This window comes from Candidatus Pelagibacter sp. Uisw_092 (genome assembly GCF_047729545.1).
Classification (GTDB): Bacteria; Pseudomonadota; Alphaproteobacteria; order Pelagibacterales; family Pelagibacteraceae; genus Pelagibacter.
This window is the reverse complement of sequence record NZ_CP159824.1, coordinates 287,281-306,599: the sequence shown is the minus strand read 5'-3', so window position 1 is coordinate 306,599 and position 19,319 is coordinate 287,281. Positions and strand designations below refer to the sequence as shown.

Sequence of the window (19,319 nt, the reverse complement as noted above, 5' to 3'; positions counted from 1 at the left end):
GTTTATAATTTTAGAAATGACTAATTCAAATATTGATATTGATAAAGCAGGATGGTCTTTTGATAATACATATGCAAAACTACCTAATGATTTATTAGTAAAACAGGCACCCATTCCAGTAAAATCACCAGAAATTATAATTTTAAATAAAAATCTATCCAAAGATTTAAATTTGGATTTTACAAACATTAAAAAAGAAAATTTATCTCAACTATTTTCTGGAAATTTATTGCCGAGAGGGTCAGAGGCAATTGCACAAGCATATGCAGGACACCAATTTGGGCATTTTACAATGTTAGGTGATGGGCGAGCTGTTCTTATGGGTGAACACGTATCAAAAAATGGAGATAGGTATGACATTCAGTTTAAAGGGTCAGGAAAAACGCCTTTTTCAAGAAGTGGTGATGGACGAGCAGCACTTGGTCCAATGCTCAGGGAATACATTATCAGCGAGGCAATGCACGAATTAGGAGTGTCCACGACCAGAAGTTTAGCAGTTGTTAAAACTGGAGAGAATGTAATTAGAGAAACACATTTACCAGGTGCTGTATTGACTAGAATTGCAGCTAGCCATATCCGTGTGGGGACCTTTCAATATATTGCAGCCACACAAAAAGAGGAAAATTTAAAAATCTTATTTAATTATGTAATTAATCGACATTATCCCAATATAAAAAATTCTAATAACCAAGCTTTGGATTTATTAAAAACAATAATGAATGTACAAATTAATTTAGTTATCGACTGGATGCGTATTGGATTTATTCATGGTGTGATGAATACTGATAATGTTTCGATTTGTGGTGAAACAATTGATTACGGTCCATGTGCTTTTATGGATACTTATAATCCTGAAACAGTTTTTAGTTCAATTGACCAGCAAGGAAGGTATGCATTTTCAAATCAACCAAAAATTATTAAATGGAACTTAGCAAGATTTGCAGAGTGTATTATAACTCTTATTGATGACAACAAAGATAAAGCTATAGAGGTTGCCACTGAAGCTATAAATTCCTTTGAAAAAATATATGAAGAAAAGTGGCTGAATATGATGCGTGACAAACTAGGGTTATTTGGTGAAGATAATAATGATCAAATATTAATTATGGAACTTCTAACTTGGATGCATAAAAATAAAGCTGATTACACCAATACTTTTTGTTTTTTAATGAATGAACAATTTTCTGATAATGAAATTTATAATGATAAAAATTTTCTTATTTGGAAAGAAAAATGGAAAAGTCGCTTAAAAATAAATAATAATAGTCAGGAAAAATATACAAAATTAATGCATTCAGTAAACCCACTAATTATTCCAAGAAATCATAAAGTTGAAGAAGCTTTAACTGCTGCAAACAGGGGTGATTTAGAGGTTATGAATAAATTATTAACTGTTTTAAAAAGACCCTACGAAAATCAAAATAAGATTATTGATTTTCAGTCTCCTGCACCGTCTAGTGATAAAGCTTATCAAACATTTTGTGGAACTTAATCCTTAGAGAACGTAAGGTTCGGGTCTTGCATTATTATCAAGAACTCTTTCAACAGAAAAATCACTAATATCGATTGTTTGATAAGATCCTGTGGAAATCAATTCAGTAAGCGCTCTACCTATTCCAGGAGCTTGCATTAATCCTCTACCTGTAAACCCTGATGCCATATATACATTTTCATATTTAGGGTGTTTACCAACCACAGCATTATTATCTAATTTATTGCAATCATAATAACCTGCCCAGCCACCAGTTAATTTTAATTCTTCAAATGCAGGAATTCTCTGTGCTAATGCTGGCCATACTAATTCCTCAAAATCATTCCATGCTGGCTCTAAATCTGTTGCATCAAATACGGAATTAGGTGAGCCCGCTAAATACTCCCCTCCTTCTGGTCTCCAATAAACACCTGTTGTTAGATCTCCAGTTAATGGCATTTCTTTAATATATTTAGGGCACTTAACTCTAAATACCGTATGTTTTTGAGGAACAACTGGGATATCTTTCAATAATTCTTTAGTCCAACATCCTGCAGCAGATATGATTGTTTTAGCTTTAATATCAGAAATACTTTTTACCTCACCTTTAATAAATTCTGCGCCTAATTCAATTGCTTTACTTTTTAAAGCACCGTGAAACATAAATGGATCAATCCATCCTTCACTTTGGTTATCCGTATAAGTTGCTGTTTCAACACCCTCGCTGTTTATATAGGGAAATATTTTTGATAGCTCAGAACCTTTAATATTTTTAGTGCCAGCATCACAAGCTTCATGATTTTTCAAAGCTTTATACTGTTCCTCAGCATGCTCTGGACCAAACATTAATAAATAACCGTTTGTAACCATACTCGCAGTAGGGTTTGGATTTTTTTCAGTTTTTAATAGTTCTGGTATTTGAAAAATAAATTCTCTAGCAAATTTTCCTAGTAATATGTTTTCTTTTTGAAAAAACTGCCTTCTAAATCCACCAAGCGACAGTGGAAATGAAGCTGTTTTATAAGTTGGGTCTCTTTCTATTACTTTAACTTTTCTACCTTCTTTAGAAAGAAAATAGGCAGTTGCTGTACCAATAATACCACCACCAATAATTACAACATCATCCATAATTAATTTAACATTAGTAAACTTGCGTTGAGCACTAATGCATAAAAGCACCAAAGTAAATAAGGAATCATTAAGTAATAACTTACCATATTGACACGCCTGAATCGAACCATGAGAATTATTATCAATACAATAAGTGTAATTAAAACTACTAAAGCTAAAAATATCTTGTGGAAAACAAAAAATACGACACTCCAGGTTGTATTAAAAATTAAATGAATAATATAAATATAAACAGTATTTAAATCTCTGGTTTTACTATGCCAAAATAACCATATTGCGATTGTCATCATTAGATATAACATTGTCCAAACTGGAGCAAAGACCCAGCTTGGTGGATTGTAAGACGGCTTCATCAATAATGAATACCATGGTTCTTTAAATCCAATAGTAGCCATTCCACCAATGACAGATGCTGAATATGTTACCAAAGCAAAAATTATAAAAGATAGAATTTTATTTTTAAGCATATACGTACTATACATTAGTTCATGAAAGATAAAAAAGTTATTTGGATCACGGGTGCTAGTAGTGGTATCGGTAGGGCGTTATCTATAAAATTTGCTAATGAAGGCTGGCAGGTAGCAGCATCAGCTAGACGTGAAAATTTACTACAAGAGCTTCATCAAGAAAATAAAAATATTTATCCTTTCCCCTTAGATGTAACTAAAATTGATGATTGTAAATTAGTAGCCGAAAGTATAATCAAGCAATTTGAAAATATTGATATATGCGTGTTTGGCACTGGAATGCATGATCCTAAATCAGAGAAAAAATTTAATTTAGATAAGATAAGAGAAATAATGGAAGTTAATTATTTTGGAACCATGAATTCAATTAATTCAATCTATGATTATTTTTCTGAGAAAAAAAATGGCCAGATATCTATAATTTCTTCTGTTGCTGGCTATAGAGGATTGCCTGCAGCTGGTGCATATTGTGCTTCAAAATCAGCACTTACCAGCTTTGCTGAAAGCTTAAACTTTGATATGAGAATGAAGAATGTGCGTGTTTCGTTAATCAGTCCCGGTTTCATTAAAACACCCATGACTGATCAAAATGATTTTCCAATGCCCATGATCAAAACTCCAGAGTTTGCTGCAGATGAAATTTTTAAAGGATTAACAATTAAAAAGGGATTTGAAATACATTTTCCAAAAGCTTTTACATATTTTTTAAAATTTCTTCAAATGCTACCTAGCAGTTTATATTTTAAGTTAGTTGCCAGAGGTATGAAGAAGATTGATTATTAATTTTTTTTAAAGAAAACTGTCAATTCACCAACTTTAAATCCAAACTTTGTAAGTGTGGCACGATTAATTGCAACATCTTCATCTTGTTTAAAAATCCAATCATCAAAAGAAACTTTAATATTCTTTCCTTTAAATGGGACCATTAAATCATATTCAAATTTAAAAGCTGATCCATATTGATAACCTTTAGCTGTACCCACGACATCAGGGGCAGTACCTTCGTAATAATTTTGATCAATCTTTTTGATTTTCCATATTCGATTTTGTTTTTCTCCGTCTGTCCAATAAAAATCTTCTTTAAGAGTTAAAATATCTCCCTCAAAACTACCTGTCATATCTGCTTTAAACTGTCTAGTAACCTTACCACTACGGTCTTGTAATAGACCCCATGCTTTAACCGGACCATTAAAGTATTGCTCTATAGTCATAGTTGGTTCAGTATTTTTGAAATCTGTTGGCTTCATAGAGTTATTGTTTATACAACTTGCTGTAAAGAATAAAGAAATTATTAACACAGTTAATCTAATGGTTTTAAAGTTTATCATGTCGCTCCTATTGTTATTTGTTTTGCAGTGAAAATTGAATTAAGTCTATATTTTTTGATTTAAAACCGGCTTCACAATATGAAAGATAAAATTCCCACATTCTTTTAAATTTTAAATCAAAGCCTTGTTTTTTAATTAAGTCCCATTTTTTATTAAATATTTCTCTCCAAATAATCAAAGTCTCAGAGTAATGGTTGGCATATGAATTATACTCACTAAATTTTAATCCATTTTTATCTACATAATTTTGCAATTCACTTTTTGAAGGCAAAAAGCCACCTGGGAAAATATACTGCTGTATAAAGTCTTTTTTATTTTTATATCTATTAAATAAACTATCATCGATAGTTATGGCTTGAATACCCACCGTACCTGATGGTGTTAGATTATTTTTAATCGTATTAAAATAACTGTCTAAATAGTTTTGACCTACAGCCTCAATCATTTCTATTGATGCAATATGATCATATTTATCTTTTAAATCTCTATAATCTTTAATTTGAATATTTACTTTTTCATTAAGTCCACATCGATGAATTCTCTCTTTAGCAAATTCAAATTGTTTTTTAGAAATAGTAATACAATCTAATTTGACATCATAATTAGTACCTAAATACTCAGCAAAACCACCCCAACCACAACCAATTTCTAAAATTTTATTACCATTTGTAGGCTTTATTAGATTTATTAGTTTTTGATATTTATTGTTCTGAGCTTCAAAAAGTTCTTGTTTGGGGCTTTCAAATATAGCGCTGGAATAAGTTAAAGTTTTATCAAGCCATAATGAAAAAAAGTCATTACCTAAATCATAATGCTTAGCAATATTTTCTTTACTCCTATTTTTAGTATTTTTTATAATTTTATTTTTAATAAAATTGATAAAAGGCAAATCGAATATTCCAGAAAATTTATAAATGGTTTTTATATTCTTTGCTGTTAACTCAATCAAATCAGAAAGATTATTTGTTGTAAAAAAATCTTTCATATAAGATTCTCCCAAACCAATACTACCACTTTTAATCAAATTATAGTTAAGACTTTTATCTTTAATTTCTAAAAAAACTTTTAAAGTTTCATCAGGGTTGCCAAACTTTAAAACTTCACCATTTACTTTTTTAATTTCAAGAAAACCATACTTAATACTTTTTAACGCATTAAACACAATCAAGTCTGAAATTTTATAAATTAACATTAGTTTTCGATAGTAATATTATTCTTAATCTTTATTTTTTTTTTTATAAATTTAATTCCTTTTGTCCATAATTTAAATGCCTCATAATGTATCGCTAGAATGATCTTGAATGTCATTAATGGATGTTTTAAGTAAGATTTAAGTAGATTTTTATTATTCAATTCACTTTTAATACCATCCTGTGAAGCATATAATACTTTACCAGCTGGATCATTGAGATCTATTATTACAGATATTTTGTTACTAGGCTTTAAAAGCCTAAAAAAATAAATACAATTCATCTCAATAAATGGTGATACATGAAATTTTTTCTTACACACATGTTGAATCAGATTTTGGTCTTTTTCAGTTTTAAAAATATAAACATGTTGCTCGCCAAATGTGTTCTTAACTTCATATAATATTGATATTAAATCAGAATTTTTGTTATATACATAAAAAACACTTAAAGGGTTAAATACATACCCAAATATTCTTGGGTAGCATAAAAGTTTTATTTGAATATTGTTAGTGTCAATATTATTTTTTTTAAGATTTTCTAAAACCCAGTCCTTAAGAGAACTTCCATCTCTTGCTCCATGGTCTTTATCAAAAAAACTAATAATATTAAATTTATTATATGAAAATATCTTTAGGGTTTTGTGTAATAGGCTTATTTCTGATAAATCTATAAGCAGCGAAAATACACTATAATTGAAGCTATGAATTTTGGGCTTAAATCTTTTATGAATTACGTTTCCTGTATAAATATAAGAATTTTTAATCATTCAGCGTTTTTAACATATCAATAGACGACTTTATTCCATCCTCATGAAAACCATAACCAAAATAACTACCACAAAATAAAATATGTTTTTGATTTTGAATTTTATGTAGATTGCTTTGATTATTTAATGCTTCAGTATCGTAATAAGGGTGAGTAAATGATACTTTTTTAAATATTTTATCATTTGGAATTTCTTTAAATGGATTTATTGTTAAAAAAATATCTCTATCTATCTTCAAATTTTGTAACTGGTTTATCCAATATGTTACAGCTGTCTTTTCATTATTAGCTGAATCCATTGAAGAATTCCAAGCACACCATGCTTTTTTATTTTTAGGCATAATACTTTCATCAAAATGTATTACTGCAGTGTTAGCTCTATATTTAAATTTTTTCAATATTGACTCCTCATCTAGAGTTGGATTGTCAATTATCTTTAATGCTTCATCTGCGTGGGTTGCTATTACAACTTTATCATAATCAAAGAACTCATTTTCCTCTCCATAAAAAATCTTAACACCTAAATCATTTCTGGTAATTTTATTTATATTATAATTCTTAAAATGTTCACCACTAACTTGGTCTATTATCTTATCAACATAAGTTTTACTTCGATTTGCAACCGTAAACCATTGAGGTCTGTCTTTAATTTTAAATAGCCCATGATTCTTGAAAAAACTTAAAAAAAAAGATAGAGGCATTTGCGTTGCTTCATATGGTGGCATCGACCATATTGCTGATACCATTGGTATTATATGATAATTAACAAAATAATCTGAAATTTTTATTTCTTTTAAATATTCTCCTAATGTTATTGATTTAATTTTTTTGATTTCTATTTTTTCACAGTTTTTATAAAAACTTAAAATTTCAAAAAACATTTTTATAAATTTTAAATTAAATAAGTTTTTTTTATTGGAAAAAATCCCACTTAATCCTTTTCCACAATATTCTAAATCACTATTTTCTACAGTGACAGAAAATGACATATCACTTTTTTCAATCTCTATTTTATTTTCTGAAAAAAAATTAATTAAATTTGGATATGTTTGCTTGTTAAAAACCATAAATCCAATATCTATTGGAATTTCTTTATTAGGTTTGTAAGCGACCTTTATTGTATTTGCATGACCACCAAAATGATTTTCTTTTTCAAATAAATCTACTTTATGTTTTTTGGATAGGTAATAAGCAGCACTCAATCCTGATATACCCGCACCTACTACAGCAATTTTCATCTTGGCAAATATCTAAGCCGCCGTATCTTCGTACTCTTCCATAGATGGACATGTGCAAAACAAGTTTTTATCTCCATAAACATTATCTACTCTACCAACTGGAGGCCAATATTTATTTGTCCTTAAAAAATCTGAAGGATAAGCGGCCTCTTCTCTTTCATACTTATGATCCCACTTATTGGATGATAATTCAACGTGAGTATGTGGCGCATTCCTCAATGGGTTGTCAGTCTTGTCATATTCGCCAGACTGAATTTTATTTATCTCTTGTTTTATCTTTATAAGTGTAGAGCAAAACTTATCAATTTCACTCAAACTTTCACTTTCTGTAGGCTCAATCATCATGGTGCCAGCAACAGGCCAGGACATTGTTGGAGCATGATAGCCAAAATCAATCAATCGCTTTGCAATATCTTCTTCTGTAATCCCTGTTTCGCTTTTTATTGTTCTAATATCAATGATACATTCATGAGCTACATTGCCACTTTTACCTTTATACAAAATTGGAAAAGAGTCTTTTAATTTATGTGCAATGTAATTTGCATTTAGTATTGCAACTTGTGATGCTTTTCTTAAGCCTTCAGAGCCCATCATCTTTATATACATCCATGAAATTGATAAAATACTTGAGCTACCCCAAGGTGCTGCAGATACTGCTCCCATTCCAGTCACTGGGCCACAATCTTTAATTACAGAATGCTTTGGTAAAAATATTTCTAAATGTTTTTTACATGCTATTGGTCCCATGCCAGGTCCTCCACCACCGTGTGGTATACAAAACGTTTTATGTAAATTTATATGACAAACATCTGGTCCAAAATTACCTGGTTTTGCAATTCCAACTAACGCATTTAAGTTTGCTCCGTCCATATAAACTTGTCCACCATGATTATGAATTAATTCACAAATATCAGTTATTTTTTCCTCAAAAACACCATGTGTTGATGGGTAAGTAACCATAAGAGCAGCTAAATTTTCCGAATGTTCTTCAGCTTTATTTTTTAAATCTTCATAGTCTACGTTTCCATATTGATCGCATTTCACAACAACTACTTTCATACCCACCATTTGGGCGCTTGCTGGATTTGTGCCATGTGCAGAGCTTGGAATTAAACAAACATTACGATTTGTTTCATTATTTTTTTCATGAAATTTACGTATTACCATTAAACCAGCAAACTCACCTTGAGCTCCAGCATTTGGTTGTAATGAAACTCCAGAAAACCCAGTAATTGACCTTAGCCAGTTTTTTAAATCTGTAAATAATTCCCTATAACCATCCATTTGTTCAACTGGAGAAAAAGGATGTGGCTGTGAAAATTCTTTCCAGGTAACTGGTATCATTTCTGAAACTGCATTAAGTTTCATAGTGCATGATCCTAAAGCAATCATGGATTTATTTAGGGCAATGTCAGAGTCTTCTAATTTTTTTAGATAACGTAGCATTTCTGTTTCTGAATGGTATCTATTAAAAACTGGATGATCTAAATAAGTTGAAGTTCTTAATAAATTTTTAGGAATATTAGACAAACTTTCATTCATAGATTCTTTAATTGTTTCTGAACAATTAAAAATTTTTAATAACTGATTTGCTCTATAAAGATTTTTTCTTTCATCAAAAGATACTGCTAACAGTTCAGAATTCACTTTTCTGATATTTACTCCTTGATCTAAAGCATTTTTGTATATCTTCTCTGTTTTATCTAGAGTTTTTATTGTTACCGTATCAAAAAAATCATTTGAATAAAGTTCATAACCAGATTGTTTTAGTTTATCTGCAAAATTTTTAGTCAGTTGAGAGACACTTTCTGCAATCTTTTTAATACCTTGTGGACCGTGATAGACAGCATAAGCTGCAGAGACTATTGCTAATAATGCTTGTGCAGTACAAATATTACTCGTTGCTTTATCTCTTCTTATATGCTGCTCTCTTGTTTGAAGTGCAAGTCTGTATGCTTTTTTTCCATGCTTATCTACTGAAACACCTACTATTCTACCTGGCATTGATCTTTTGTATTCATCTTTTGTAGCAAAAAATGCTGCGTGTGGACCACCATAACCCATTGGAATTCCAAAACGTTGTGAACTACCAACCGCAATATCAGCACCTAACTCAGCAGGTGTTTTTAGTTTAGCAAGTGCTAACAAATCACATGCAAGAACTGCTTTTCCATTATGTTTATGTATTTTACTAATAGCCTCACTTGGGTCTTTTATATCTCCAAGGGTGCCAGGGTATTGAATAATACCACATATAATATCTTCTTTAATGTCTTTATCTTCGTCACCAACTATTATTTCTAAACCTAAAGGTTCAGCTCTTGTTTTAATAACATCGATAGTTTGAGGGTGACAATTTTTTGAAACAAAAACTTTTTTAGATTCAGACTTAGATATTCTATAGCTTAATCCCATAGCTTCTGCTGCTGCTGTTCCTTCATCTAAAAGAGAGGCATTAGCAATATCCATTCCTGTAAAGTCAATTATCATTTGTTGAAAATTTAATAACATTTCCAATCTACCTTGTGCTACTTCTGGCTGGTAAGGAGTATAAGAAGTGTACCATCCTGGATTTTCTAAAATATTTCTAAGTATTACATATGGTGTATAAGTTCCATAATAACCCATTCCTATAAAGCTAGAATAAACTTTATTTTTTTTAGCTATATCTTTTAGTTTTCTAAGTGCTTTATATTCAGAGTTTGGATCTCCAATATCTAAGTCATCTTTAAGAAGGATTTTTTCTGGTACAGTGTCTTTTATCAAATCATCAAGACTTTTATAGCCTAATTCTTTAAGCATAATATTTTGTTCATCAACGGATGGACCTATATGTCTTTGTATAAAATCTTTTTGAGCATTTTTTAACATTTAACTACCACTTTCTTTTGAAAATTTTTCGTATTCTTCTTTATTCATTAATGAATCCATTTCAGACTTATCGGTAATTTTTAATTTAAAAAACCATGCATCATTTTCTGGATCGTTATTAACCTTTGCAGGATCATCAACAATTGCTTGATTGTTTTCGATAATTTCTCCAGATACAGGAGTATAAATATCACTTGCAGCTTTTGTAGATTCTACAACACCAGCATTACCATCTTTAACAACAGAGGACCCTACCTCTGGTAGCTCTACAAAAACAATATCACCTAGCATTTCGGTTGCATGTTGTGTAATTCCTATAACAGCAGTATCTCCATCTAATTTTATCCACTCATGTTCTTTTGAATATTTTACTTCACTCATTTGCTAGCTCCTTTCACATAACTTTTTTTATAAAATGGCAAATTACTTATAATTGCCGGATATTTTTTTCCTCTCACTTCTAAAAAAACCTTAGTATCAATTTTAGAAAATGAATTTTCTACGTAACCCATAGCGACTGGGGCCTGAACACTCGGTCCGAAAGTTCCACTTGTAATTTCCCCAATATTTTTATTATCTTCACTAAATATTGAGGTTTTTTCTCGAGCTATAATTCTACCTTCTGGCTTAATACCTACACGGATCTTGCTTACCCCTTTCTCGATTTGAGATTTAATTTTTTCACATCCAATAAATCCACCCTCAAGAATTCTATTCTTTGATATTGCCCATTTTAAATTAGCTTCTACTGGGCTTTTATTAATATCCATGTCATGACCATACAAACAAAGCCCCGCTTCTAATCTCAGGGTATCTCTGGCACCTAACCCGATTAAACTGGCCCCTTCATCTATGAGGTTTTGTACAAACACTTCTGCATCTTCATTTTTTATAGATATTTCAAATCCATCTTCACCTGTATAGCCTGATCTTGTGATGTAAATATTTTCTTTAAGATAGTTAAATGTATCACCATTCATAAATTTTAAATCTGATACTCCATTGATTATTTTTTCTAATATTTGGACTGCTTTTGGACCCTGTATTGCTATAAGAGATAGTTCTTCACTTAAAATCATTTCATACTTATTTTCTAATAATTTAGATAAAAGTTTAAAATCTGTATTCTTACAAGCAGCATTCAATACAATGTTAAAACCGCCTTCAACTTTTGTAATAATTAAATCATCGTAAATTCCTGCTTCTTCATTCATTAAAAAACTATATTTTGACTGATTTAACTTAGCGTTACTTAATTCAGCTGGAAAAATTCTTTCAAGACTTTTTGCTAATGTGTCATCTCCTTTAATAAATAGCTGACCCATATGTGACACATCAAAAATACCTGCATTTTCTCTTGTACTTTTATGCTCCTCAATAATTCCTTTAGAATATTGAATTGGCATTTGATAACCAGCAAATGGAACAAATTTAGCTCCATGCTTTTGATGTAAATTGTAAAGTGCTGTTTTTATATTTTCCATATTAACTCACTGTACCCATCTGTATGTTTGCCTGAGAGTTTTATTCCGTCGGCGAGAACTTAATCTCTTTCCAGAGTTAATATGTTACGGTCCTTTTGCCTGAGAGATTCCTGGGTGGTTGCTCCTTCGGCGCTACGATAGTTTGTAGTCTCTCCCGTATACAAGAATAATCTACCAGATGTATGTCAGAGTCAATTAATAATTTTTTCTTTTTTATCAGACAAAAGCACCGATGAAAATTGAAGCAAGACAGCAAATAGAATAATTGCACCTCCAATTAATGTGAATAATGATACCCGTTCACCTGCAAATAAAAAAGCCCAAACGGGCCCTAAAACAGATTCGGATAGCATAATTACTCCAACCATTGCTGAAGGTGTGCTACGTGCACCAATGGTAATGAATATAAAACCAAAACCAACTTGAAAAAAGCCTGCTAAAAAACCTAAAAATATATCATTAGGTGAAACCATTAAATTATGTGAATAGTAAATGCATACACTTAACCCTATTAAACATGAACTTACTCCAGCAACAAATTGAGCAGGAATCATGTCTACTGTAGGAAATTTTCTTACAATCATGATTAAAACCGCAAATGTGATAGGCATTGTAAATGCAGCTAAATTTCCTGAAAGATTACCTGGCCTCAGATCATTGCCAACCATTAAAATAACCCCTGTTATTGCTAATATTATTGAAACTAAGGTGATTGTTGAAATTTTTTCTTTTAAAAATAAGTAACCAAAAATTGCAAGAAATAAAATCTGTAATGATATTATAAAATTAGTATTAGCAACTGAAGTATTTGACATTGCATATACATAACCACAAAATCCAAATGATAATACAATACCACCAAAAAAACCCGGTAATCCTGACCTATAGAAAGAGCTTAAAGTTTTCTTTTTATAGGTAATTATTAGAAATGTTAAAACAGTAAGTGTAAAAAATAAAGATCTCCAAAAAAGAATTTGCCATTCAGTAGAGCCTTCAAATTTTTTTACAATAAGCCCCCCAAAACTTAAACTTAAAGCTCCCATAAAAATCAGCAATGGACCAGGAATTTTATTAATTACATTCATTTAAATATTTATTTGTATCTTCTGTGTATGCTTTAAATATATTCTGAGCTTCTTCAAGACTTACTTCCTTAAAGTTTATTTTTGTTCCAGGTGTTAATTGCCCAACTAAATCAAGGTCTGCAGCAATAACTACACCAATCTTTGGATATCCTCCAACTGTTCCATGATCAGATAACATTATTATTGGATTACCATCAGCAGGTACCTGAATAACTCCTCTTACTAGACCTTCTGATTTAATATTAGTGTTTTCTATATTTTCTAATTTAGGACCTTTCAATCTTATGCCCATTCTATCGACAAGATTTGTGATTAAAAAATCTTCTTTAAAAAATTTGTCTATTGCATTCTTAGAAAAATACTCAAAATTTGTACCTTTAATAATTCTAATGATACTATCAGTTGAATACTCATAATTTATTTTTTTATTTATTACGTTTTTGATATCTATTTTTTTAATAAAAATTTTATCGTTTATGGAATATTTTTTTCCATCATTTGGTCCAATATTTGCTTTAGTATTTATGGAATAACTGCCCCAGGTTTTTTCTAGATCAAAACCACCATTAACAGCTAAATATCCATACGTAGAATTTTTGGTTGATATTATATCTATTTGGTCCTCTTCATCTAAAATATAACTTTTATAACACTCACCATCTTCAATCACTAAATTCTTTCTAATAATCTTAAAAAAAATATCTCCAGATATTGCAAAATTAATTTTTCCATTCTTTAACTTTAAAAGAGGGCCTTGGTATGCAAACTCTACTACAGGCTCATTTAATTGATTATCAACCAATCTATTTGATAATATGTAATTTCTTTGGTCAATTGCACCACTTACTGCAATTCCAACATGATATAAATGATTTCTACCTTTATCTTGAATGGTAGTGTTAACTCCAGCTCTTAAAATTTCAAAATATGCTTTATTCATTCCAATTTAAATATTCTTCTTTTGTTATTTGATAAAAATTTACTTTATCACCTGGATTTACTAGAGCTGGTTGATCTAAATTTTTATCATCAAAAATTTTCTTTGGGGTATTACCAATAATATTCCAACCACCAGGACTTTCGAAAGTATAAATATTTGCAAATTGCTCAGTTATTCCTACCGATCCTTTAGGCATTTTTAATCTTGGTGTTTCCAATCGATCGCATCTAATATTTTCATTAAGATCTCCTAAAAAAGGCATTCCAGCAATAAAACCTGTCATATAACAAAAATATTCTTTGCCAAAATACAGTTCTAATATTTTATCTTTATCTATATTCAATTTTTCAATTAGCCTTAAAAAATCTAATCCATACTCATCATCACAACAAACTGGGATCTTAATTTTTTGATTATTATTTTTAATATCTCTATTAATAGTTACACCTTCTATAAAATTTTTGATTTTTTTATAGTTGGTTATAGTTAAATCAAAACTAATGATTAATTTATTATAAGAGGGTGTTAAATTAGTTATTCCTTCGATCTTTTTATCTTTTATTAATTTTGATATATGGTGAAAATAATCTATGACACTTGCATTTATTGCTTCATTAACTTCTGAGCCAAAATCACAATATACAGCTGCATCACCAAGATTTGATATATTTTTAACCATGCCATGTTATACTCCAGACTAAAGAGTATGGAAATTAATATCAATTGTGATTTAGGAGAAAAATCTAAGTTTCATTCTATCAAGAATGATCCAGAATTACTTAATATTGTAAATTCTGCCAACATTGCGTGTGGCTTCCATGCGGGAGATGAACAAACAATGGATATTATTATTCAAATTTCAAAAAAAAATGGTGTTAGTGTGGGGGCTCATCCTTCTTTTAATGATCCTGAAAACTTTGGAAGAAAAAGAATGTATTTAAATTCTTTAGAAATAAAAAAACTAATTTTTGAGCAATATGAAATATTACAAAAGATTGCTCAAAAACATAATGAAAACATAACCCATATTAAACCGCATGGGGCACTTAATAATATGGCTTGTGAAGACTTAGAATTAGCCACAACGTTAGCGGTAGCTATTAAAGAAATTAATAAAGATATTATTTACCTTGTCCCAACTGGCTCACAAATGGAAGTTGCTGCTAAAAAAAATAGTATGAGAATAGCTTGTGAAATATTTGCAGACAGAAATTATGAGGATGACGGTAATTTGATCTCTAGAAAAAAACCAAATGCTTTAATCACTGATCCAGATCTTGCAAAGAAACATGTATTAAATATGGTTAAAAATCAGGCTATAAATTGTTTCAGTGGCAAACAGATACCTTGTGAGATTGATTCGGTTTGTATACATGGTGACAATGAGTGTTCATTATCAGTTGCAAAATCTATTAAAGATAATTTAGTTAATAATGGTTTAATATTGAAACCTTTAAATAAAATGACTAAGTTTATATAGTTATGATTAAAAAATATTTAACTCTTCTTTTAATAACATTTTTATTTAATTGTCCTGTTTATTCGGCTGGAACTACAACAGATACAGATGTTGGTAAGGGGGGTTCTGAAGATTACTCCTTTTTAGAAATCAAGAATAGTAATTTTAAAAAAGCTACTAACGCAATTAAACAAGCAAAAAAATATGATAAAAAAGGAAAATCAGAAAAAGCAAAAAAAAGATTTAATGATGCTATAAAATTTTTAATAATTGCTAACAATGAGTTTCCTAATAAACCAGATATACTTAATTATTTAGGCTATTCATATAGAAAGGTTGGCGATTTTGTTATGGCTGAAATTTACTATGAGCAAGGATTAGCTATAGATCCTCAACACATTGGTATTAACGAATACCTTGGAGAGCTTTATGTGCGAACTAATAGAATTGATAAGGCTAAAGATCGTTTAAAAATACTAGAAAATTGTAAATGTGATGAATTTGAAGAGCTTAAAATGACAATAGAGCAAGGAAGTTCTAAATATTAATTTTAAAAAATATTTATAGTTTACATTGAATTATTTTAGATTTTCAATATTATAAAAACAAATTGATAGAAGAATTCATAATTTTAACCCAAATCATCTTTATAGATATCATCTTAGCTGCTGATAACGCTATCATTATTGGCTTAATTGCCGCTAACTTTGTACCAAAGAATAGAAAGCAAATAATTCTCTGGGGTGTTGCTGGAGCTTTAGTTTTTAAAATTATTTTTGCACTTTTTGCCACTTACCTATTTGAATTTTATTATATTAAAATTTTAGGTGGGCTACTTCTAATTTGGATTGTTAATGATTTAAGAAAAGATTTAGTTGAAATGAAGAATAAGATTAAATCACCTGTAAAAAAATCAACAGAGCCTTCATTTGTAAAAAGTATTTATAAAGTTTTATTTGCAGATATTACGATAAGCTTTGATAATGTAATTGGTGTTGTTGGTGCTGCAAAAGGTTACTTTGGTTTTATGATATTTGGACTTGTTTTGTCGGTTGTATTAACTGGAGCTTTAGCCACATATTTAGCAAATTATATTCAGAAAAACTTATGGATAGCTTATATAGGTTTAGGATTTATTTTAATAGTGGCACTTCAGTTAATAATTGGTGGATTAAATGATTATGGGGTTTTATCAATTAATGAAACTTTTAAACAATATTTTTAATTAACTTCAAAAATTTTTCCAAAACCTTTAGTTGTTTCTTTATTTTTAATCGAATTCAGTGTGTCCCAAATTAAAGTTTGATTACTTGAAAGTACAGTTATATTGAGTTTTTTTTCTAATTTATCAATTATTGATAAGGCTGGTAACGCTGTACATGAAATGAACAAAGCTTCAGCTCCATTTAAATCCATTTTTGAAAGGACTTCATATAGGTAGTTAGGATCAACTTTTCCTATATCTATATCTGATTCAATATTAAAATAAGAATTTGCTTTAATTTCAAAATTTTCGTTTTTAAAAAAATCTAACACTTCATCATTTAGTTTTTTTGAATAAGGTGTGAAAATTGCAATTTTTTTAATATTTAATTTTTTAAGTGCTTTAATCGATGCTGTACTTGGAGTTGTAACAATAGCTTCTGGCTTTGCGTTTTTTATTTTTTTTTCGATATCCTCATATCCTGCTGCAATAGTCCCAGATGTACAGCCATAAGCAACACAGTCAATTTTTTCGTTAGGAAGAATATCTTTTGTTACTTCTGTAACCTTTTCAGACATCTTAATTAAATTTTCTTTTGTTAATGGATTAAAGCACTCAATTCTATTAACAAAGAAGTCTACTTTTTTATCCTTAATTATTCTAATAAAGTCTTTTTCAATCATATAGTCACTAGCAAGGGCTATGAGCCCAATTTTAGGATTTTGATACTTGTTAAATTTTGGGTCTATTTTCTTTGATTCCATAATATTTATAATCGTAGAATAAATATATTGATTATTTAATCTAGTTAATTTAACATATTCTTATAAGCGATACATAACTCGTCGTTACTTAAGGTTTAAACGGTACTAAAGAATACGAAAGTGGGATCAGTCGTCTTTAAATTTAACTATTTAAGGAGGTTTGAATGAAATTTGGATATTTTTGTAACACTACTAATTGGGACCATAAACCATACGATCAACTATTAAATGAAACCCAAGAAATCACTACTTATTGTGATGAAAATAATTGGGACTCTATTTGGTATACTGAGCATCACTTTAATCATGAAGGAATGGAATCTTGTACAAACCCTTTAATGATGGGAGTAGATGCAGCCGCAAGAACTAAACAAATTAGAATTGGTCAGGCCTGTAATGTAATTACTTTTCATAATCCAATACGTCTTGCAGAAGACATAGCTTTATTGGATCAACTATCAGGTGGGAGAGTTGACGTTGGTATTGGAAGAGGAATTTATGGAAGAGAAGCTATCAACATGAACAAAGAGGCTGACTTAAAAGATCAGGCAAAAAATTTTAGATTGTTTGATGAATCATTAACCATAATGAAAAAAGCATGGACTGAAAAATTTTTTAGTCACCAAGGTGAATTTTATAACTACCCTACACCTGGATTTAATTGGCAACATGACATGAGTCCACCTAGTGAAGAATTTCTTGATACAAAAACTAATGAAATAAAAAAAATTAGTATAGTACCAAAACCAAAACAACTACCTCATCCACCTATATGGCAGGTTGTTGACGGTGCAAGATCAATTGAATGGGCAGCACAAAATGGATTAAATACCATAATGTGGATACCAACTGTAAAAGCTTTAAAAACTAGATTTGAAATTTATAGAGATGCAAAATCAAAAACTGAAAATAGAGAAGTGCCACTTGGAGAAGGTATATCTTTAGTTAGAGATATGTTTATAGCAGAAACTATGGAAGAAGCTGAAAAATTAGCTGGCGAACATATTATTAATTACATGAAATGGGTTTGTCATTGGAGAGGTTTGGGTAATCATATGAATCCAGGAGAAGAATTACCAGAAACAAAACACAAATTAGATTTGCTTAATTATGACTTTCTACATAAAAGAAATTTATTATTTGGGACACCTGAGTATGTTGTTAATAAAATAAATGAATTAAAGTCTGAATTAAATTTACAAAACCTTCAAGTTTGGTCTAATTTTCCTGGAATGGATCATGAAGCTTGCATGAGAAGTATAAAGTTGTTTAATGAAGAGGTTATACCAAAGATTAATTTAGGTAATTCAAATATAGAAAAGGCTAGTTAATGAAACTAGAACTTAGAAAGTTTACAAAATTTGTAGATAAGACTTTTATTGAAGGTGGTAAAGAAGCTAAAGAACCTGTTTTAATGGTTTCCGTTGCTGCTGTATTTAAAAATCCATGGAGTGGAAAAGGTTTTGTCGATGATCTTAAACCAATCATTTTAGATTTAGCTCCCAAATTAGGTATTATTCTAGTATCAGAATTAATAAAAGAAATGGGCTCTCCTGAAAAAATTTTAGCGTATGGAAAAGCTGGAACTGTTGGTTTGAATGGTGAAATTGAACATGCATCCGCATTTATTCATACATTAAGATTTGGGAATAAATTTAGAGATGCTGTTGGTGGAACTTCTTACTTAAGCTTTACTAATACTAGGGGTCCTGCTGGATCAAAGATGTCTATTCCAATGATGCATAAAACAGATTCTGGTCTAAGGCCTTATTATTTAACTCATGAATTCACAATTCATGATGCTCCTTTTAATGATGAAATCGTTATTGCTATCGGTGGAGCCTCGAGTGGAAGAGCTCATGCAAGAACTGGTGACAGATACCAAGATATGAAAGAAATGGGACTAGACCCTAAATAAT

At 30.0% G+C, this 19,319-nt stretch carries 20 protein-coding genes and 1 riboswitch; of the genes, 7 read left to right on the top strand and 13 right to left on the bottom strand.

Annotation, left to right across the window (positions count from 1 at the left end; genetic code table 11):
- The first annotated feature begins 16 nt into the window (after window positions 1-16).
- The gene (locus ABXT63_RS01585) at window positions 17-1,492 is read left to right on the top strand and encodes a protein adenylyltransferase SelO (protein WP_415321246.1); all 1,476 of its coding nucleotides are present in this window, start codon (window positions 17-19) and stop codon (window positions 1,490-1,492) included.
- A gap of 3 nt (window positions 1,493-1,495) precedes the next feature.
- Here ABXT63_RS01585 and ABXT63_RS01580 read toward each other — a convergent pair whose 3' ends face one another.
- Window positions 1,496-2,599 carry an NAD(P)/FAD-dependent oxidoreductase gene (locus ABXT63_RS01580; RefSeq protein WP_415321244.1) on the bottom strand — a complete coding sequence of 368 codons (1,104 nt, stop codon included), beginning with the start codon at window positions 2,597-2,599 and terminating at the stop codon, window positions 1,496-1,498.
- A 2-nt stretch (window positions 2,600-2,601) separates the two neighbouring features.
- Window positions 2,602-2,997 (bottom strand): TspO/MBR family protein, encoded by a 396-nt coding sequence (locus ABXT63_RS01575; protein ID WP_415321929.1) that lies wholly within the window; start codon window positions 2,995-2,997, stop codon window positions 2,602-2,604.
- Window positions 2,998-3,090: 93 nt separating this feature from the next.
- Between ABXT63_RS01575 and ABXT63_RS01570 the strand changes: the two genes are divergently transcribed.
- The gene (locus ABXT63_RS01570) at window positions 3,091-3,852 is read left to right on the top strand and encodes an SDR family NAD(P)-dependent oxidoreductase (RefSeq protein ID WP_415321242.1); all 762 of its coding nucleotides are present in this window, start codon (window positions 3,091-3,093) and stop codon (window positions 3,850-3,852) included.
- Here the strand turns inward: ABXT63_RS01570 and ABXT63_RS01565 are convergent.
- From ABXT63_RS01565 to ABXT63_RS01520, 10 genes are all read right to left on the bottom strand, one after another.
- Window positions 3,849-4,397, bottom strand: a complete 549-nt coding sequence (locus ABXT63_RS01565; protein ID WP_415307962.1) for a DUF3833 domain-containing protein — start codon at window positions 4,395-4,397, stop codon at window positions 3,849-3,851. The two genes, ABXT63_RS01570 and ABXT63_RS01565, sit on opposite strands and share 4 nt — an antisense overlap.
- A 13-nt stretch (window positions 4,398-4,410) precedes the next feature.
- The gene (locus ABXT63_RS01560; RefSeq protein WP_415321240.1) at window positions 4,411-5,589 is read right to left on the bottom strand and encodes a class I SAM-dependent methyltransferase; all 1,179 of its coding nucleotides are present in this window, start codon (window positions 5,587-5,589) and stop codon (window positions 4,411-4,413) included.
- Entirely contained in the window at window positions 5,589-6,356 is a 768-nt protein-coding gene (locus ABXT63_RS01555) for a DUF1365 domain-containing protein (RefSeq protein WP_415321238.1), read from the bottom strand. The genes ABXT63_RS01560 and ABXT63_RS01555 overlap by 1 nt, the downstream gene beginning before the upstream one ends.
- Window positions 6,349-7,593: an NAD(P)/FAD-dependent oxidoreductase gene (locus tag ABXT63_RS01550; RefSeq protein ID WP_415321236.1), complete on the bottom strand. Its 1,245-nt coding sequence runs from the start codon at window positions 7,591-7,593 to the stop codon at window positions 6,349-6,351. Before ABXT63_RS01550 ends, ABXT63_RS01555 begins: the two co-directional genes overlap by 8 nt.
- A gap of 12 nt (window positions 7,594-7,605) precedes the next feature.
- Window positions 7,606-10,464: an aminomethyl-transferring glycine dehydrogenase gene (gene gcvP, locus ABXT63_RS01545; RefSeq protein ID WP_415321234.1), complete on the bottom strand. Its 2,859-nt coding sequence runs from the start codon at window positions 10,462-10,464 to the stop codon at window positions 7,606-7,608.
- The gene (gene gcvH / locus ABXT63_RS01540; RefSeq protein ID WP_415321232.1) at window positions 10,465-10,845 is read right to left on the bottom strand and encodes a glycine cleavage system protein GcvH; all 381 of its coding nucleotides are present in this window, start codon (window positions 10,843-10,845) and stop codon (window positions 10,465-10,467) included.
- Window positions 10,842-11,948 (bottom strand): glycine cleavage system aminomethyltransferase GcvT, encoded by a 1,107-nt coding sequence (gene gcvT, locus ABXT63_RS01535; RefSeq protein WP_415321230.1) that lies wholly within the window; start codon window positions 11,946-11,948, stop codon window positions 10,842-10,844. Before gcvT ends, gcvH begins: the two co-directional genes overlap by 4 nt.
- Window positions 11,949-12,025: 77 nt before the next feature.
- Window positions 12,026-12,115: riboswitch (glycine riboswitch) on the bottom strand.
- A gap of 24 nt (window positions 12,116-12,139) precedes the next feature.
- Window positions 12,140-13,033 carry a DMT family transporter gene (locus ABXT63_RS01530; RefSeq protein ID WP_415321229.1) on the bottom strand — a complete coding sequence of 298 codons (894 nt, stop codon included), beginning with the start codon at window positions 13,031-13,033 and terminating at the stop codon, window positions 12,140-12,142.
- Window positions 13,020-13,973: a biotin-dependent carboxyltransferase family protein gene (locus tag ABXT63_RS01525; protein WP_415321227.1), complete on the bottom strand. Its 954-nt coding sequence runs from the start codon at window positions 13,971-13,973 to the stop codon at window positions 13,020-13,022. Before ABXT63_RS01525 ends, ABXT63_RS01530 begins: the two co-directional genes overlap by 14 nt.
- Entirely contained in the window at window positions 13,966-14,652 is a 687-nt protein-coding gene (locus tag ABXT63_RS01520) for an allophanate hydrolase subunit 1 (RefSeq protein WP_415321225.1), read from the bottom strand. Before ABXT63_RS01520 ends, ABXT63_RS01525 begins: the two co-directional genes overlap by 8 nt.
- 27 nt (window positions 14,653-14,679) lie before the next feature.
- On the opposite strand from ABXT63_RS01520, the gene ABXT63_RS01515 reads away from it, so the two are divergent.
- The 3 genes from ABXT63_RS01515 to ABXT63_RS01505 all read left to right on the top strand — a co-directional run bounded on the left by ABXT63_RS01515 (window position 14,680) and on the right by ABXT63_RS01505 (window position 16,657).
- The gene (locus ABXT63_RS01515) at window positions 14,680-15,453 is read left to right on the top strand and encodes a 5-oxoprolinase subunit PxpA (protein ID WP_415321223.1); all 774 of its coding nucleotides are present in this window, start codon (window positions 14,680-14,682) and stop codon (window positions 15,451-15,453) included.
- Window positions 15,454-15,455: 2 nt separating this feature from the next.
- Window positions 15,456-15,980, top strand: a complete 525-nt coding sequence (locus ABXT63_RS01510) for a tetratricopeptide repeat protein (RefSeq protein WP_415321221.1) — start codon at window positions 15,456-15,458, stop codon at window positions 15,978-15,980.
- A gap of 62 nt (window positions 15,981-16,042) precedes the next feature.
- Window positions 16,043-16,657, top strand: coding sequence for a YjbE family putative metal transport protein (locus ABXT63_RS01505; protein WP_415321219.1), 615 nt, complete (start codon window positions 16,043-16,045; stop codon window positions 16,655-16,657).
- On the opposite strand, the gene ABXT63_RS01500 is transcribed toward ABXT63_RS01505, so the two are convergent.
- The gene (locus ABXT63_RS01500; RefSeq protein WP_415321217.1) at window positions 16,654-17,400 is read right to left on the bottom strand and encodes a racemase; all 747 of its coding nucleotides are present in this window, start codon (window positions 17,398-17,400) and stop codon (window positions 16,654-16,656) included. The genes ABXT63_RS01505 and ABXT63_RS01500 overlap by 4 nt on opposite strands.
- Window positions 17,401-17,564: 164 nt before the next feature.
- Between ABXT63_RS01500 and ABXT63_RS01495 the strand changes: the two genes are divergently transcribed.
- Both ABXT63_RS01495 and ABXT63_RS01490 read left to right on the top strand, forming a co-directional pair.
- The gene (locus ABXT63_RS01495; RefSeq protein WP_415321215.1) at window positions 17,565-18,731 is read left to right on the top strand and encodes an LLM class flavin-dependent oxidoreductase; all 1,167 of its coding nucleotides are present in this window, start codon (window positions 17,565-17,567) and stop codon (window positions 18,729-18,731) included.
- The gene (locus tag ABXT63_RS01490; protein ID WP_415321213.1) at window positions 18,731-19,318 is read left to right on the top strand and encodes an amino acid synthesis family protein; all 588 of its coding nucleotides are present in this window, start codon (window positions 18,731-18,733) and stop codon (window positions 19,316-19,318) included. Before ABXT63_RS01495 ends, ABXT63_RS01490 begins: the two co-directional genes overlap by 1 nt.
- Window position 19,319 lies beyond the last annotated feature (1 nt).